General features: G+C 61.9%; 10 protein-coding genes. 2 read left to right on the top strand and 8 right to left on the bottom strand.

Translation table 11 applies throughout. From position 1 onward, the window contains the following. Positions 1-18: 18 nt before the first annotated feature. The 8 genes from G0P99_RS11750 to G0P99_RS11715 all read right to left on the bottom strand — a co-directional run bounded on the left by G0P99_RS11750 (position 19) and on the right by G0P99_RS11715 (position 14,622). Complete coding sequence (locus G0P99_RS11750) at positions 19-2,463, bottom strand: M48 family metalloprotease (protein ID WP_164129981.1); 2,445 nt, start codon at positions 2,461-2,463, stop codon at positions 19-21. Then, entirely contained in the window at positions 2,463-6,467 is a 4,005-nt protein-coding gene (locus tag G0P99_RS11745; protein ID WP_164129979.1) for a DUF2339 domain-containing protein, read from the bottom strand. Before G0P99_RS11745 ends, G0P99_RS11750 begins: the two co-directional genes overlap by 1 nt. 1,248 nt (positions 6,468-7,715) lie before the next feature. After that, complete coding sequence (locus G0P99_RS11740; RefSeq protein WP_164129977.1) at positions 7,716-8,198, bottom strand: hypothetical protein; 483 nt, start codon at positions 8,196-8,198, stop codon at positions 7,716-7,718. 66 nt (positions 8,199-8,264) lie between these two features. Continuing rightward, complete coding sequence (locus G0P99_RS11735; RefSeq protein ID WP_164129975.1) at positions 8,265-9,287, bottom strand: extracellular solute-binding protein; 1,023 nt, start codon at positions 9,285-9,287, stop codon at positions 8,265-8,267. 33 nt (positions 9,288-9,320) lie between these two features. Continuing rightward, positions 9,321-10,121 carry an ABC transporter permease gene (locus G0P99_RS11730; protein WP_164129973.1) on the bottom strand — a complete coding sequence of 267 codons (801 nt, stop codon included), beginning with the start codon at positions 10,119-10,121 and terminating at the stop codon, positions 9,321-9,323. Further along, positions 10,114-11,028 carry an ABC transporter permease gene (locus G0P99_RS11725; RefSeq protein ID WP_164129971.1) on the bottom strand — a complete coding sequence of 305 codons (915 nt, stop codon included), beginning with the start codon at positions 11,026-11,028 and terminating at the stop codon, positions 10,114-10,116. Before G0P99_RS11725 ends, G0P99_RS11730 begins: the two co-directional genes overlap by 8 nt. After that, on the bottom strand, positions 11,025-12,119 hold the full coding sequence (locus G0P99_RS11720; protein WP_203583079.1) for an ABC transporter ATP-binding protein: 1,095 nt from the start codon (positions 12,117-12,119) through the stop codon (positions 11,025-11,027). Before G0P99_RS11720 ends, G0P99_RS11725 begins: the two co-directional genes overlap by 4 nt. A gap of 46 nt (positions 12,120-12,165) precedes the next feature. Continuing rightward, on the bottom strand, positions 12,166-14,622 hold the full coding sequence (locus tag G0P99_RS11715; protein ID WP_164129967.1) for an FAD-dependent oxidoreductase: 2,457 nt from the start codon (positions 14,620-14,622) through the stop codon (positions 12,166-12,168). Between the two features lie 158 nt (positions 14,623-14,780). Between G0P99_RS11715 and G0P99_RS11710 the strand changes: the two genes are divergently transcribed. Next, the gene (locus G0P99_RS11710) at positions 14,781-15,371 is read left to right on the top strand and encodes a TetR/AcrR family transcriptional regulator (protein WP_239059785.1); all 591 of its coding nucleotides are present in this window, start codon (positions 14,781-14,783) and stop codon (positions 15,369-15,371) included. A gap of 3 nt (positions 15,372-15,374) precedes the next feature. After that, complete coding sequence (locus G0P99_RS11705; RefSeq protein ID WP_164129963.1) at positions 15,375-17,393, top strand: FAD-dependent oxidoreductase; 2,019 nt, start codon at positions 15,375-15,377, stop codon at positions 17,391-17,393. The last annotated feature ends 71 nt before the right edge of the window (positions 17,394-17,464 follow it).

Genomic DNA, 17,464 nt, shown 5'->3' with positions numbered 1-17,464 from the left:
ACTCCAAAATTCAAGTTTTCATTGAAGAAAATCTATTAGGTAATCCATCTGCCCAACCGCCTGTGCGTAACACTCGTCGAAACGAATACAATTCTCGACCGCCTGTAACAGCGCGTCGTTGAGCTGACCGTCGACAGTTTCCGAATAGAAGCCTGCCGCCGCCATCAACTCTTGTACCTTCCGAATGATCTCAGACCTTGCCAATTGCACGGAACCGCGGAAATCGGCAGAGGCACCGTCTAGATCCCCGAGTAAGCGTCTGACGGTTCCACGTTGTAGATAGACCCAGGATCGGTTGCCCTGATCTGCGGGCAATCCAACCTCGAACGCCATCTCGCAACTGGTTAAGGCGGAGTCGTTCTGCCCGCGAAGACGCAGAAACAGGCAGCGGTTGGCGTGATACAAGCTTTTCTCGGGATCGATGCGAAGCGCACGATTGATGTCGAGTAATGCAAGGTAGGTGTCGTCACCTTTAGCGTGAAGAATCGCTCGATTGTTCAACGCCACCGCAAAAACGCCATCCCGCAAATCGATAGCCTCGGTGTAGTGCGCTAATGCGTCCTCCGGATTGTCGTCACCCGCCTCCCTTCGCGCCAACTCGAACAAGGCCGAGGATAGTGCCCTTTTTAGCTGCAGATTCTCGGGATCCTTCCATAACAGATCGCGTCCAAGCTCCACCGCTGCGACGAAATCTCCAGCAACCGATAACTCGTCAATCCGTTCGACCGGATGCGTGATTCCCAATCCCGTCGCCAAGGTCGCGATATCCGGATGAAAGGGATACAGGATCGATAGAAATTCGTACTCTGCGCGTGCCTGTTCCAGATCTGACGTCATAAGGTGCATTATCCTTTCGCGGCTTTCGGCCAATACGAACGGTGCATGTCCAGTCTCAATGGCCTTGGTCAACGCTTCGGTCAGGTCCGAGTCCGGGGCACCCGCAGTCAAATAGCCAAGATAGACCAGATCATTGCGTAGCATCTCTCGATATTCTTGTTCGATGGCAATCGCACGGTCATAAGCATCACGCGCCCGCGTATGTTCTCCTATTAGAATGTAAGCGTTTCCAAGAGTATCGAGGTACGCACTTCGGGGTTCGATCTCTATGGCCCGCTCGGCTAGAAAGATCGCACGTTCGGGTTTACGATACTCCGGCAGACCCGCCGCTGCGTAGACCCATGCTAGATTACCCAGCGCCCATCGATATTCGGGCGCCCTGGCGATGGCCTCCTCCAGTTTCCTGATCGCTTCGGCATAGCGCCCGTTTTTGAATTCGTCCCAACCATCCTGCGCAAGGTCTCTGACCTCTTGGGGAATTTTTGGTTCTGGCGTCTCAATCGCGGGTCCCGGCGACGGCATCACACTTGGCCGCTCCGGCTCAATCCTCCCTGCGAGTAGCCCGGAAAGGTAGCCGATTCTGGTGTCCTCCGGTGCGATTTCACGCAGCCGACCAAGGTAACGTTCAGCTTCTGCATCCCGGCCCAGTAGGAATGCTAGTTCCGCACGGGCTGCAAGATAGTCTGGGGCATTCTTTGAGAAGGTCCAGTTTTCCCCCGGCGCCGCATCACCTTCAACGAAGGTTCGGTCCGCATAGGTGGTCCGTCCCACGCGGAAGCTTTTCCCCTCCCAGCCGCGGGCATTCGCATCCAGCATGGCGCGCAATGCGTCTAAGCGGTCCGAAAACGGCGGGTGCGTATTGAAATAATCCTCGAGCGCGGTGCTAAGCGAGGCGATGATCTCGCCCTCAGGCCCGCGGCTGGCTTCACTTTCCTGCCCGTACTCCTCCCGTAGATAGAACCGGCGGAATGTATCGAACACATTGAGCGGGCTGTAGCCCGCCTGCGCGGTCAGCAGCATACCGTAGCGGTCGGCCTCCGCCTCTTCAACCTCGCTATACCCCAGAAGCAGAAAACGCTCACCCAAGGCGATGATGGCGCCGATATCGCCCAATCCCAGTCTTTCAAGTATCATCTGGTTCTGAACCAGATTGACGCAATGATAGAGGTCGATATGCGCAATCTCGTGCCCGAGGATCCCGGCCAGTTCGGCCTCGCTCTCCATCTCATCGAGCATGCCGGTGGTGATAAAGACATGGCCACCCAGGATCGCCCAGGCATTCGAATATTGAGCGTCGACGATGTGGAAGGTCCATGGAATGTCCGATCGCCGCGTTTGGGCGGCAACTTTCGCTCCGACGGCGGCCACATATTCCTGATCGCCAACGCCGCTTGGAGTGGTCGAATAAACGCCCGCGATCTCATCGCCGAACTCGATTTCCAACTCGGTGGATATGCGGATGGTCCTTACGACGCTGTCCACATCACGTATGACATCGCCCCAGATTCCCATCAGGGCATCGAGATCGACCTTGTACCGCGTCGGGCTCGTGGCCAGCATCACGGCGGATAAAACGAACAGCCCCGCCAGAAGCAAGCGATAGAGATTCCTGTGTAGTGCCGCCATCACAGATACCTCCCCAGAACGTCCCGAAACCTGCTGTAGCCCAGCGATGCCAGAAGCAGAACGAGGCCCAGCACAATGAAGGAGAACACGCGGTAGATGGTTTCCACCCCCTCAAGGTCAACGAAAACGACCTTGAGCAGCACGACCATCAGCAGCAGCAGGCCGAAAAGGCGTAGGCTGCGTTCGTTCAGCGCGAAGCCGATCACGATCAGGAACAGCGCCGAAACCGCCCAGCCGATCGACACCAGGTCGATGGTCATCTCGTAGTAGATCAGCAACGTCAGCTGTACCGCGAACAGCATCGAGATTACCGTGCGCGCATGCCGGTCGGCAAAGGCGAGCATCCGCAGCAGGCTGTTGTTGCGCGCCGCGGGCGGTAGCCCCTCGAATCCGCGCGGGATCAGCACCACCACGATCAGCAACGCCACCAGCGACGGTAGCGTGGTGACCACCCGTTCGGACATGCCCCACAAAGTGCCTTCGAGTTGCGCGTTGGTTGCCCAGGCGCGAGCAAAGACAAGCGCCGCGATCACGTAGGACTGGTGGCGGAACGACAGGTCCGGCATCCGCGTGCCCAGCATGGCAAATAAAAGGATCAGCACCGACCAAATCGCCACGGCGAATTCCCGTCCGACCTCGAACCTTGCCAAGAGCACTAGAAGCCCCGCCCCGATCCACGAGAACACCGCTGAAGGCGCCAGCCGCAGCCCGTCGCCCCACCCGTCAAGGCGCAGCGCGCGCATGTAATAGACCAGCGCAATCACCGCCCCCACCGTGACGAGGCGGTGCGATAGGCCAAAGGTCTCACCCGGTACGGTGAAGTTGGCGAAGAACAGGCGGATCACCGCAGCGAGGATCAGGACCTGCGCCAGCCGCGACAAGGCCGCGCGCTCGATCCTGCCAGCCAGTTCGATCAGCACCCAGGCCATTGCAGCCCATGCCACCGCCACCGCGACGGAGGGCAGTTCCTTCCACAGCATCAGCGCTACGAGCAAGGTGCCCAAATGCAGCGCCATGTGCGACCGGGCCGCTTGGTGCAAGGGCGAAACGGCCGGGGATTTCCGTGCCACCGCGTGCAGGCCGTATAGCCCGGCGGCACTGATCGACATGGCCAGCCAGTTCAGCGCCGCGCCTGCCGCACCCGCCGCGATCATCTCGTAGACGTTAAGCAGTACACCAAGTCCGAAGGCCGCCAGTCCCATGCCCACCGAGACCAGCGCGCCATAGGCGTGCGACAGCCGGCGCGCGGCGAGAGCGGCTCCGACAGCCCAGAGCGCCAGTGCCGCCGTCACCCATTCAGCGGGCAGCAGGGTCCATACGGCCGCGGCATAAAGCAGGCCGCCACCTAAAAGCGGTGCCGACGCAAAGTCGATCTCTTGCGCTTCGGCACCCGCGGGCACGGCGACGCGCCAGGCGCCCAGGTGGAACAGCACTGCTACCAGCAAGGTCATCCACCAGGGCGACCCGTCCGCCTCGAGCAGGAACAGTGCGCTCTGCAGCAAGCCGCACACCAGCCAGGCTGCTCCGAGCAACAAATAGCTGACCACCCGCGCGTCACTGCGCGCCAGGCGTTGACCGGCCTCGAGCACGACAAGCGCCCAGAGTGCCCAGGCCACCGGCACCCAGATCTGGGGCAGCCAATCGTAGGTCGCTGCCGCATAGTACAGGACGCCCAGCAGCAGCGGCGCGATGGCCAAGCCCTTGTCGGTGCGGGCCGTGTTGGCGGCGGGGAAGTGGATACGCACCGCCGCCACATGGTACAGCGCGGCAAGGATCATCACATGGGTCCAGGGTGCGGGCGCCATCCGGCCGATGTCCAGCACCGCCAGCTGCGCTCCCATGTGCACCGCGGCGGCACCCATCAACAGGTAGCCCCATGCGCGCATGCTCGACTGGCGCAGGCGCTGCCCGGCCTCGATGACCAGCAGCCCCCAGGCCGCCCAGACCAGCGGAACAAGATTGCTCGTCAGCGCCTGATTGGTTGCAAAGCCAAATAGGACCAGCCCGGCAGCCAGTGGCAAGGTCACCCAAGGTTGCTCGGATTTGGTCAGCGGCTTGGCCGGGAACAACATTCGCAGCGTCTGCCCGTGCAGCAGAGCGGCCGAAAGCAGCGTCCATTGCCACGAAGCGGCGGGCCAGCCCTGCGAAACGAATTCGGGCTGAACCCAGATCCCCAAAACACTGCCGGCGGCGAGTAAGATGTAGGACTCCGCCCGCACTTCCCACCACGCCAGGCGCTGTCCGGCCTCCGACAGGACCATGGCCCACAGGATCCACGCAAGCGCGGCATAGGGCGGGTCCATCCAGTGCCAGGCCGCCGCGGCGGCAAACAAGGTGGCGAAGGCCGGCGCCACCCAGGTTGCGCTGTCCTCCCAACCCTTGGTCTTCGCCGCAGGCCCGCGCATCCGCAGACCGATGGTATAGGCCAGCGCCGCCGCGGTCAGCAAAACCGTCCGCACGCCAGCGATTTGCTCGGTCGCCGGGAACACGATATTCCATATCACCAGCACCACACCGCCCGCCAGAGCCAGTAGATAGCCCTGATGGCGCAGATAGAGGCGGTTTGTTTGGGTGCCGGATTCGATTAGCCCCATGCCTAGTACCAGCATGATCAGGCCGGCCACGTGATCGGGCGCTGCTGACCACACGCACAGCCCCAGCACCAGCGGCACCGCAATCACAGCAACCTGCCCCATCAGCGCATCGAGCTGCGTCGTACCTGTTTCGCTATCGGTCTTCAGATACGCAATAATGCGCTCGAACAGGACCACCGGCGCCAATCCCAGCACCAAGAACAGCCAGCTTTCCGGCAGCTCGTCAGGCGCCAGGTTGACCGAGGCGGCCACGGCCAGCGCAAGCAGGCTCAGCACATAGGCCAGTGCACGGTAAAGCTGGATGCGGGTGCGGCGTGCGATCTCCCAGACCACCAACGCGCCAAGGGTCCAATAAGGGGCCAGCCAGTTCCACGACCAGCCTTCGGAGTCGATGGCCAGTGGCAGCGCCACGGCGAAAAGCACAATCGCGATAGTCCCGTTCAGGCGCGATAGGATCGGACGCTGCAACCGGTCATCGACAATGGCCGTGGCGATGTAGGCCACGACCGCGGGTGGCGCGAGGTAATGCAGGTTGCCCGGCAGGTAGACCTGCATCTGCCAGGTGGCCAACCCCAGGAAGCCCACCATGTTGATGATCGAGGTTGCAAAGTCCAGCATCTTGGCCTGGGCCGTTTCGGCGCGATGGGCAATAGCGGTGGCGCAGTAGACGGCCCAGTAGACCGCGAGAATAGCGATGTTTGCCCAGAAGGCCGTGGACGCCTCCAATCCGCCCAGGACCAGTGTGGCTTCATCGGGGCTAGCGGCTAGTCCGGTAGCCCAGAGCCAGCGGGCGTGGGTGGCATAGGTGGCGATGGCGATGACAACACCCAACCGCCGCCAATCCGTCCGGTGCACGACGAAGGGGATGGTCACCGCCAGCACCGCCGTCGCCACAAGGGAATAGATCGACAGCGGGCTGAGATGCAGTGCAAGGAAGGCCAGCCCATAGGCCAGCCCGGTGACCGACTGCCGCCCATAGGCAAAAGACTGCACGATAATCCCCGCCGCGACGGCCAGTAGCACCACCATGGCGAGATACGCGTTCTCGATGATCTTCGCGGCCTCGACGTTGTAGGCGGCGAAAGCGGCGAAATAGAGAAGTCCCCACCCCCCGCCGATAAGCGTGAATGCGAAGACCTGATACCGCTCCCTGCGGCGCAAGAAAGCCCCGCACCCCATAAGGACGATGGCGACGCTCACACCAATCATGATCTTCCCGGCCGGCGTAACCAGCAAGAGGCTCTGCTGGATCAGGAGAACCAGGCCCACGACAAGTATGATGATGCCGAGGATGTTGAGCCAGTTCTGGCCGATGCGCGTCTCCCAGTCACCCTCACCGGCGCCGAGGCGCTGGGCGAGCGCGGCTTTGGTTGAACGGAACCGGGTCGGGCGGGCCGGTTCCTGTGACACCGGTGGCCGAGCAGTTGCGGCGGGCGTCCACGGCTTAGGTTTCGTCTCCGGTTCTCTCTCTTTCGTGATCTCAGGAGGCGGTGCAGGGACTTTGAGATCCTTTGCCTGTGCTTCCTCTTCCGGCTCGGATGGCGCCGTGCCGGTTGGCAGTTCTGCGCTCTCAACCTTGTCTGATTCTTCGCGCTTCGCCGAAATCGCCTCGCTCACTGCCACTGGATCCTGAACAGGCCCGATAAGGGCGGCTGCGATTACGGGTTTTTCTTCGAGGGGGATTTCCTCGGGAGCCGTTTGGGGTTCGGGCTCGGCAATGACGTCTTTCGGCGCTTTGGGACGTTCTTCGGGCGAGGTAAACACAGGCGGCTCCGGGGACTCGAGTGTTTCGGCATCAGCTGTGTCCGGAAGTATGGTTGTGGCAAGATCGTCTTGCGCCGTTGCTGGTTCGGTTGGCGGCACCTGTTCGGAGCGAAGTTTCCTGCGCAGACTGGTCCGTTCGGTCTGGAGTTCGTCGGCGCGGGTTTCAAGACGATCAATGCTGTCTGATAGGGCTTTGTTGGCCACGCTGAGGCGATTCACTTCCCGATTGAGACGCCGAGTGCGAAAAAAGCTCACCCACGCAAGAACGGGTGCAACAATCAAAGCAATACCGAGAGGTATCAGAATAAGGCCAAGCAACACTTCCATCTGTTAAGATTTACACTGACACCCGCGGAAGACCTTGATGCACGTCAACCGTGTCGCTTGGGGAGCAAGCCCGTCAGTTTCCTGCCCCAAGTTGCCATTGAGGCGAACGCAGCGACTTCGCAGCGGTGGGAATGCTGCGCGTGCACGAACTGTTCTTTGGGCGCTTCCGGTATGGGCTCGAAGCGGCCCAATGCGACCGCGGCACGCACCTTGGCTCAGACCGCAGGAAACCGGCCGTTCGCCACAAACGCCAAGCCATTGATCTTTGGCCTTGCCCGTGGCACCCGAGACATTCACGCTTCGGCAGGCGACGTTAATGTCAAACACCGCGAATACGGGCTCAGAGCCCAATGTGACCGAGCGAGCTGCTGCAGCATTTCGCAGCCGCAGCGAAATCGCGCGGGAAAGACCGGCCCTATGCGGACTCTCAACGTGGTGACATTATGCTGCGGTCGCAGCCCTCTTTCCGGACCTTCACCGCGACCGCGAAATCTCGACGTTTGCCTTCTGGTCAGGCCCGGCAACTGTTGGATCGGATCGACGATGAATCTGTCCGCGTCTAAACGACTAAGTGATCCTGGCGAGAAAGCTTTCGAGGACTCCCAAGCTGTCAGGGTCACCGCGCCGGCAGGCGACTGCAAAGTCGATGAACGCTACTTCATGGTCGATCAGAAGTTGGGCTTCCACTGCGTCACAAGGCGGCGCAAGTTGGGCGACCTGCTCGAACTCGTCGAGAAACGCGGGGTAATCAGTGACGATAAGGTCAAGAAAATCGGGCCAGCTCATGATCCGCATCGTCTCGGCCTCGGCCCGTCCCTCGGCGCGTAAACTTTCGGGGTCGCGAATTTGCAACCCGTTCCGGCGGATTGCAGACTCGGTGGCGGCGATCATGGCACGTTCGATCTTGGCCATGAGGAGAAACGCCTGCCGCGCCACGCCGTCGTGGTAGCCGGCGAGCGCTTCGAAGAGGCCTTCACCCATGTATTCCTCTTCGAACATGGCCCGCAGTCCCGTCGCATAATCGGTGATGTGTCGTGCGGTCTGGGCCATGGCTAGCTCTCCAATTGGCTGCAAGGGTGGTGTCGCGCCCACCCGGTTTGGACGGGCGCGAGAAGGTCACTTAAGGACGTCGGTCCAGATCCTGGTGTAGATGTCCTGCACTTCAGGATCACAGATCCGCATGTTTACGGTGTTGGCCCGCGCATGTTCGGCAATCGTCAGCTCCGGCGCGCCTTTCATGTCTTCCGGCATGAACTCTTCCGACCCCGCGATGCCGTTGGCATAGCGCGCGAAGGCCGAGATCAGCGCCGCATTCTCGGGGTCCATGATGAAGTTCTGGAAAAGTTTTGCGTTCTCGACATTCTGCGCCTCTTTCAGGACGACGACGTTGTCCGACCAGGTCGCAACACCTTCCTTCGGATGAACATAGGTGATGGCCGGATTTTCCAGCCGCTGACGCATGGCCGAGCCGTTCCAGTCGATGGTCGCCGCAAAATCGCCGGCCAGCATCAGCTCGATCGTGCCATATTCCATAGCCGCCCAGTGCTGCTTGGCATTGACCAGCGTTGCATGCGCTTTCTTGAGGATTTCCTCGTCGGCGCTGCACAACTCGCCGCCATTATAGGCGATGGCGCCGAAGATGATGTCGCTCATTTCGGGCACGACGTTGACCTTGCCCTGAAGCTCCGCCGGCGGATCGAAGGCGATGGCCCAACTGTCGAGCGGCCCTTTGTAGACGTCAGTATTGACCGCGATCCCGATCGTGCCGTGCTGCCAGGGCGCAGAGTATTTCCGGCCCGGGTCGAAATCGGGATCTGCCCAATCCGGCGCGATGTTCTTGCCGTTTTCCATCTGGCCGGGGTTGGTTTCGAGCAGCAGCCCCTCGGCGATCCAGATCGGCAGATGGCTTTGCGAGGGCACGGCGATGTCAAAGCCGGTATTGCCCAGCCGCGCCTTGGCCAGCGCGGTTTCGTTCGAATCGTAATCCGTCATCGTTACCTTTACGTCATAGGTTTTCTCGAACTTCTCGATCAGTTCGGGGTTGGTATAGTCGCCCCAGTTGTAGATGTTCAGCACGCCCTCGGCATGGGCGGCGGTGGTCGTGGCAAAAAGCGCCACCATAAGTCCTGACAGTTTCATGGGTACCTCCCTGGTTAGTATGTCAGTTCGTTTTCAATTCCGTCTTTTGCTGGCAAAGAAGAAAAGCGTCACGACCAGCACCGAGAACAACAGGAGCACGACCGAGATGGCATTCACCTCGGGCGTGATCGAACGGCGGAGCTGGCCGAGCATGTAGGTCGGCAGCGTGTCCTGCCCGGCGGATTTCACGAATTCGGTAATGACGACATCATCGAGCGAGATGACGAAAGACAGCATCAGGCCTGCAAGGATACCCGGCCAAAGGAGCGGCAGCGTCACGTACCGGAAGGTGTTCCAGCGGGTGGCGTAAAGATCGGCCGCCGCGGTTTCCAGCGTCAGGTCCATGTTCTCCAGCCGCGCGCGGATCGGCAGATAGGCGAAAGGCACGCAGAATGCCGTATGGGCGGCGATCAGATAGCCGATGCCCGTATAGCCGATCCAGCCCTTGACCTGCGAAAAGACGATCAGAAGTGCGACCGCCGTCACGATCTCGGGGATCATCAGAGGTGCGTTCAGAAGCGCATACTTGAAGGTCAGGCCGGGATATGGCCGGGTCCGTGTGGTCGCCAACGCTGCCATGGTGGCAACGAGGGTCGCGATGACGGCGGCCACGGAAGCGACGTGGAACGACCGAAGCGTCGCATCGACGACCTGCTTGTTCTGCGCTGCCTCATGGAACCAACGCAGCGAAACGCCTTCGAAATGGCTGAGGCTGGAGGCGGAGTTGAACGCGAAGATGACCAGAACGAAGATCGGCAGGTAAAGCGCTGCGAAACAGGCGATTGCCATGGCGGTAAAGCCGCGCTGGCGCTTGACGGAAAACGGCTTAGCCATGGTGCCCCCCCGTCTTGTCGGCGTTTCGGACGTAGACGATCAGCGCGGCCATCACCACGGCCATGAGCGAGATCGACAGCGCCGACCCCAGGGGCCAGTTCCGGCCCTGTCCGAACTGCAGCTCGATCAGGTTGCCGATCATCAGGTTCTTGCCGCCGCCCAGCACGTTCGGCGTAACATAGGCGCCGAGCGAGGGGATGAAGACGAGGATGCAGCCTGCGACGATGCCCGGCTTTACCAGCGGGATGATGACCAGCCGCAGCACCCGGAACGGGGTCGCGTAGAGGTCATAGCCCGCCTCGACAATGCGAAAGTCGAGCTTCTCCATGCTGGCATAAAGCGGCAGAACCATCAGCGGCAGATAGACATAGACCATACCGGCCAGGATCGCGCCGTCGGTATAGAGCATCCGGATCGGTTCCCCGATCAACCCGAGCTTGAGCAGGACCGTGTTGATAGTGCCGTCGTTGCGGATGATCTGAAGGATGGCGAAAGTGCGGATCAGGAGGTTCGTCCAGAACGGGATCGTGATGAGGAACAGCCAAAGCTCGCGCGTGTTCGGGGGGCGCGTGGCGATGAAATAGGCGGTCGGGAAACCGAAAATCAGCGTCAGCAAAGTCGTTTCCAGCGACAACCGTATCGAACGCCAGAAGATCGCCAGGTGGGCGTCGGCGATCGACAACGTATCGTCGAACAATCCGCGCTGCATGACCACGCCGATCCAGGCCTCGGGCGAAAACTCCGGCAGGACACCGCCATAGGGGCCCGCCTTCAGGAAAGAATAGAGCAGAACCACCAGAAGTGGGCCGGTTGCCGCGAGAAGAACGATGAGAAGTGCGGGCGACGACAGAAGCCAGCGACGCGTGAGCGTCCGGCGATAGTCTGCCCTGATCGCGGACTGGCTCATGCCCCGGCCCTCAGGATACGCGCGGCGTCGGCGGCCACGGCGATACTCACCTCGCTGCCGACGGCAAACTCGCTGCTCAGCCGGGGTCGGTTCTGCTGACGGGTCACGAAGACCGACCCATCCGGCAGACGGACGTGGAAATGCGTATCCGTGCCGAAATAGACCACGTTCTCCAGTGTGCCTTTGGTCACGGCGCTGCCTGTGGCGGGCACGGCGACGACCTCTGCATGTTCGGGGCGCACCACGATGGTCACATCGTCGCCAACACCCACACCGGCTGCGGTCGCAGAAATCGCAGCGCCGCCTTCCAGCATGACCTCGGCGGTTTCTTCTGCAATCTTGCGCACGCGGCCAGTCAGGAAATTCGTCTCTCCGATGAACTCGGCAACAAACCGGTCGGCTGGCGCATCGTAGATGTCCCGTGGGCTACCGACCTGAAGGACCTGACCCTTCGACATCACCGCGATACGGTCCGACATCGTCAGCGCCTCTTCCTGGTCATGGGTCACGAAAATGAAGGTGATGCCCGTCTCGTGCTGCATCCGCTTCAGTTCGAGCTGCATCTCCTTGCGCAGCTTGTAGTCGAGCGCGGAAAGCGGCTCGTCGAGCAGAAGAACCTTGGGCTGCGGTGCAAGCGCGCGGGCAAGCGCCACGCGCTGCTGCTGGCCGCCTGAGATCTCGCTTGTGCGGCGCCCGGCCATCGGCTCCATCTTCACAAGCCGCAGCATCTCGATCACCCGCTCGGATACCTCAGCCTTCGACTTTCCCAGCATGCGCAAGCCGAAGCCGATATTGTCGGCCACCGTCATATGCGGGAAGAGCGCGTAATTCTGGAAGACCGTGTTGATCGGGCGGCGGAAGGGCGGCATGTCGGCGATATTCTCGCCGTGCAGCAGAATCTCGCCATCGGTCGGGAACTCGAATCCTGCGATCATCCGCAGAAGCGTGGTCTTGCCACAGCCGGATGGCCCGAGAAGCGTGAAGAACTCGTTTTCACGAATGCTGATATTGACCCTGGCCACGGCGGTGAAGGTGGTATCGCCCTGGCCGAACACCTTGCTGACATCGCGGATGCCGATTGCTTCGTTCATGTGGTCAGGCCCTCCTTCTTGGCCCATGTGCCGTCCTGACAACAGGTCATGCGCGCACGCGTTCGCTTTTCGGATCGTAGAAGGGCGCAAGCGACAGCGTTGCCATAACGCGCCGGTCGTTCACCTCGACCTCGAATGATTTCGTTTTCAGGTAGTCGGACGTCACGCCGTCCTCATGTTCGACAATGGCGAGCCCGACTGAGGCACCCAGTGTGTGGCCAAAGGTGCCGGCGCGGACATAGCCCACCGGAACACCATCCGCGAAAAGCGGCTCTGACCCGAGCAGCAGCGGCTCCGGGTCATCGAGCTTCAGCGCGACCAGCCGTTTCGGCAAGGCGCCCGCCGCCTTCTGTTCGGCCAGACGGTCGCGACCGATGAAGTCCTTGCCCATATCGACGACAAAGCCGAGGCCCATTTCCAGCGGCGTATCGGTATTGTCGATATCGACGCCAAAATCACGGTAGCCCTTTTCCAACCGCAGGCTTTCCAGCGCCATCAGCCCACAGAGAGTGCAGGGTACTCCTTGCGCCTCTATTCCCGTCACCAACGCATCAAAGACGTTCAGGCTCTGCTCTGACGGGATGTAAAGTTCATAGCCGAGTTCACCCATATAGGTGACGCGGACGATGCGGAGGCGGGCATAGCCGATCTCGACGAAGGCCGAGCTGCGGAAGGGCAGCGCCTCGGTCGAAAGGTCCGCACCGGTGATCCCCGCCAGCAGATCGCGCGACCGGGGGCCCTGCAACGACAGGATCGTATAGGCCGACGTCACATCGGTGACGGCGCAGAACTCGCCCGGCCCGGTATAACGTTTCAGCCACGACGGCGTGATGCGCTGCAGCACATCGCCGGTAACCAGCAGGAACTCGTCCTCGCCCGTCCGGGTGATCGTCAGGTCCGAGATGATGCCACCCTGCGGGTTCAGCCACTGCGTATAGATGTTTGCGCCGATGGGAACCGAGACCGAATTGGCACTGACCCGGTTCAGAACCTTCTCGGCGTCGCGGCCCTGGACCACGAACTTGCCCATGAAGGTCTTGTCGAACAGCCCGACGCTTTCGCGCGTCGCACGGTGTTCGGCGGCGGAGAGGTGAAACCACTCTTGCCGGCCGAATTCGTATTTCACGTCTGGCTTCAGTCCGTTTGGCGCGAACCAGAAGGGCATCTCCCAGCCCGAGAGCGAAACGAAATAGGCGCCCTCTTCAGCGTACCGGTCATGCAGCGGCAACCGCCGCGCGGCCCGGGCCTGCTTGTGCTTGAAATTTGGCAGCGAGGCATTGGTGAAACTGTAGGCCAGCGCATCCGGCAGCCGGTCGAGCAGATAGTGGCGCACCGCTTCATGCGCGCCCGTGCGCGCAGGGGTCAGGCCGGTCATGTCCTGGCTGGCATTGCCGTGCGCGATCTCTTCGGCCAGAAGCGCGCCGACACCGCCACCCGAAAGAATGCCGAGCGAGTTCAGGCCGGTGCCAAGGTAAAGCCCCTGAACCTCGGGGCATTCGCCAACAAGGAACTTGCCGTCGGGCGTGAAGCTTTCGGGGCCGCAGAAAAAGGTCTTCAGCCCCGCAGACTGCATCGCCGGGAAGCGGCGGAAGGCATGTTCCAGATGCGGCGTCATCCGGTCCCAGTCTGGCGCCAGGGTGGAAAAACTCGCATCCCCGGGAATGCCGGTGGGGTGCCACGGCGCGCCATCGGGCTCAAAAAGGCCAAAGAGCAGCCCGCCGCCTTCCTCGCGGACATAGGCGTAACTTTCGGGGTCTTCGACCACCGGCAGGTCGCGGTGGACGCCCTCCATCGGCTCGGTCAACAGGTAGTAGTGCTCCATTGCCTGCAGGGGCACCGGCACCCCGATCTTCGCGCCAATCTGGCGCGACCACATACCCGCGGCCAGGACGACCGTGTCGGCTCTGATCGTGCCCAGCGGCGTGACTACGCCGCTGACCCGACCGCGCTCGACAAGGATGTCATCGACCGGGCATCCCTCGACAATCCGCACGCCGCGCTTTCGCGCCCCGGCCGCCATTGCCATGGTCACGTCGACCGGATTGGCGCGGCCATCCTCTGGCGACCAGATCGCCGACAGCATTCCCTCGGTCTCGATCAGCGGGAACATTTCCCGGACCTCGGCGGGCGACACCTCGTGCTTCACGTGCCCCATGAGGCGCATGAAGTTCATCTCGCGCCGCTGCGCCTCGCGCCGGGCCCTGGTCGTGGCGATGTGCAAATGACCGCATTGATGGAAGCCGGTCGAAACGCCGGTTTCCGCCTCAAGCCGCCGATAGAGGTCGCGCGAGTGGCGAAAGATCCAGCTGAGCGTTTCGGTCGACATGCCGGCCGAGGCGATCAACCCCGCAGCGTGCCAGGTCGTGCCGGATGTGAGCTTGTCCCGTTCGAGGACGACGATATCGGTCCAGCCCTGTTCGGCGAGGTGGTAGGCTGTGGATGTACCAATGACACCACCGCCGATAACAACGGCCTGGGCATGGGAAGGAAGAGTCTGCCGCATCGTCTGTCCGCGAATCAAGGTTTGATCAAAAGCATCGATTGACTCGGCGACAAAAGCAAGCAATGATTGAATAACCATTCAGTGGAAGCAAATTAATGAATAAATCAGATAGTGTTAGGAAGAGAAGAACTGCTCCTCCGGAAGAGCGTAGAAAGCAATTGATCGAGGCGACGATCACCTCGATCAGCCGCTATGGGATCTCGGGCACGACGCTTACGACCGTGACGGGGATTGCGGATTTGTCGCTTGGCCTGGTGAATTTTCACTTCAAGTCCAAGGACGCGCTCTTGGTCGAAACTCTGAACTATCTCGCTGCCGAACTGCGCGACCGCTGGCAGGAAACCGCGCGGCGGCCAGATCTTGCGCCACATGAGAAACTCTCCGCGATCGTCGAGGCGCATTTCGAGGGCGGCATCAGCAATCGCCGCAAGCTCGCCGTCTGGTTCGCCTTTTTCGGCGAGACAAAGCAGCGAAAATCCTACCGCGAATGTACGGCCGCGCTCGACATGGAGCGGCTGGACACGTCGACTGAACTGTGCCGCGCTCTCATCAGCCAGGGCGGATATGACGACGTGAACCCCGAAGGAATCGGCGAAGCGCTGGAAGCGCTCTTCGACGGATTCTGGCTGAACATCCTGATGTATCCGGCGCGTTTCACCAATGACGACGCCAAGGCGCAGATCTACGCCTATCTTGCGGGCCAGTTCCCGCGCCACTTCACCGCCGCCGGGACGCGAAAGGGTGTTTGAACCATGCCGCGCGATCCGCGTTTCGACATCCTGTTCCAGCCGCTGAAGATCGGTCCGGTCACCGCGCCGAACCGGTTCTGGCAGGTGCCGCATTGCACCGGGATGGGGTTTTCCCTGCCGCAGACGCTGGCAACGATGCGCGGGGTGAAGGCCGAGGGCGGCTGGGGCGTGGTCAATACAGAGTATTGTTCGATACATCCGACCTCCGACGACACGCCCGCACCCTATGCCACGCTTTGGGATGAGGGCGATATCCGCAACATGGCGGCGATGACCGAGGCCGTGCATGCCCATGGCGCACTCGCGGGGGTGGAGCTTTGGCACGGCGGATGGCGGGCGGGGAACGTCCTTTCCCGCGAGGCGCCTCTGGGGCCGGAAAGCATGCTGGCCGCGAGGGTGCCCTGGCAAAGCCAACGCATGGACCGGCAGGATATCCGCAACCTGAGAGACTGGCATCGGGCGGCGGCGCTCAGGGCGAAGCAGGCCGATTTCGACGTGGTCTATGTCTATGCCGCCCACACCTATCTGCTGACCCAGTTCCTTGATTCCTCGACCAATCCGCGCACAGACGACTACGGTGGCGAGTTTGCCGACCGCGCCCGGCTGGTGCGCGAACTGGTCGAGGACACGCGCGAGGCGGTGGGCGACCGCTGCGCCGTGGCGATCCGGATCGAGGTGACCGATGAGGACGGCAAGGGGGGCGAGGAACGCGCAGGGTTTCTGGCCGAGCTTGCCCCGCTGGTCGATGTCTTCGACGTGACGATCCCCGATTACGGCACGGAAATGGGCCCCTCGCGTTTCGTCAAGGAAGCGGTGCTCGAGGACCATATCGCCCATGTGAAGGCCGCGACCGGCAAGCCGGTTGTCACGGTTGGTCGCTTCACCAGCCCCGAGACGATGTTGAGCCTGATCCGGCGCGGCGTGCAGGATTTCATTGGTGCCGCCCGCCCCTCGATCGCCGATCCCTTCCTGCCCGCGAAGATCCGCGAGGGGCGGCTGGCCGAGATCCGCGAATGCATCGGCTGCAACATCTGCTATGCCCATGACGGGCTTGGCGCGCCGATCCGCTGCACCCAGAACCCGACAATGGGCGAAGAGTGGCGGCGCGGCTGGCACCCCGAGCGGGTGCCGGCGCTGATCGGCAAAGTGGAGCCTGTGTTGGTCGTGGGCGCTGGCCCGGCGGGGCTTGAGGCCGCGCTGACGCTCGGGCGGCGCGGCGCGCAGGTGATGCTGGCCGAGGCGGGTAACGAGCCGGGCGGGCGGGTGACGCTGGAATCGCGCCTGCCGGGGCTGACCGAATGGGCGCGGGTGCGCGACTGGCGGCTGCACCAGATCAGCCAGATGCCGAACGTGGAACTTTACCTCGCCTCCGAGATGGATCGGGCGACCGTGCTGGAAACCGGGGCGCGGCACGTCTTCGTCGCGACCGGCAGCCTCTGGCGTGCCGACGGGCGCGGGCGCAGCCATCCGCGCGGGGTGGCAAGTTTCTCCGACCCGCGCACAATGACGCCCGAGGCGATCCTGAACGGTGCGCGACCCAAAGGCCCCGTGGTGATCTTCGATGACGAGGAATATCACATCGCCGCGGGGCTTGCGGACCTGCTGGCGAGCGAAGGGCTGGACATCACCTATGTCACTCCGGCGGGCCGGGTCGCGGACTGGTCCGCCTACACGGTCGAACAATCCCGCCTTCAGTCCCGTCTGATCGAACGCGGTGTCACCATCCTGACCGACACGGTCGTCACCGGGCTGGTCCCCGGCACTGCGGAACTGGCCTGCGCCTACACCGGGCGCAGCAGCAGGATTGCCTGCGAGGGATTCGTTCCCGTCACCTCGCGCGAACAACAAGACAGTCTTTGGACCAAGCTCAAGGATGCCGGCCTCACTTCGCTTCATCGCATCGGCGACGCCCGCGCCCCCGGTCTGATCGCCCATGCGGTTCACGACGGGCACAGGTTTGCGCGCGAACATCTGGAGCCGCCGGACGCAGTTGAGGTGCGCAGAGAAAGACCCATCTGTTGATTTCCACCCAGAAGTGAGCCGGGCCGGCGGATAATTTCCACTGAGAACTGAGCCATGTGAACCTTTCCCCG

The sequence above is a fragment of the Ruegeria sp. PrR005 genome (assembly GCF_010500245.1).
Taxonomy (GTDB): Bacteria; Pseudomonadota; Alphaproteobacteria; order Rhodobacterales; family Rhodobacteraceae; genus Ruegeria_B; species Ruegeria_B marisflavi.
Note: the sequence above shows the minus strand (reverse complement) of the source record. Positions and strands in the feature narration are given on the sequence as shown.

Bases quoted from the DNA above. Each gene is read 5' to 3' on its own strand.
- G0P99_RS11750 (WP_164129981.1), bottom strand. From the start codon at position 2,463: ATGGCGGCACTACACAGGAATCTCTATCGCTTGCTTCTGGCGGGGCTG.
- G0P99_RS11740 (WP_164129977.1), bottom strand. From the start codon at position 8,198: ATGGCCCAGACCGCACGACACATCACCGATTATGCGACGGGACTGCGG.
- G0P99_RS11735 (WP_164129975.1), bottom strand. From the start codon at position 9,287: ATGAAACTGTCAGGACTTATGGTGGCGCTTTTTGCCACGACCACCGCC.
- G0P99_RS11730 (WP_164129973.1), bottom strand. From the start codon at position 10,121: ATGGCTAAGCCGTTTTCCGTCAAGCGCCAGCGCGGCTTTACCGCCATG.
- G0P99_RS11725 (WP_164129971.1), bottom strand. From the start codon at position 11,028: ATGAGCCAGTCCGCGATCAGGGCAGACTATCGCCGGACGCTCACGCGT.
- G0P99_RS11720 (WP_203583079.1), bottom strand. From the start codon at position 12,119: ATGAACGAAGCAATCGGCATCCGCGATGTCAGCAAGGTGTTCGGCCAG.
- G0P99_RS11715 (WP_164129967.1), bottom strand. From the start codon at position 14,622: ATGCGGCAGACTCTTCCTTCCCATGCCCAGGCCGTTGTTATCGGCGGT.
- G0P99_RS11705 (WP_164129963.1), top strand. From the start codon at position 15,375: ATGCCGCGCGATCCGCGTTTCGACATCCTGTTCCAGCCGCTGAAGATC.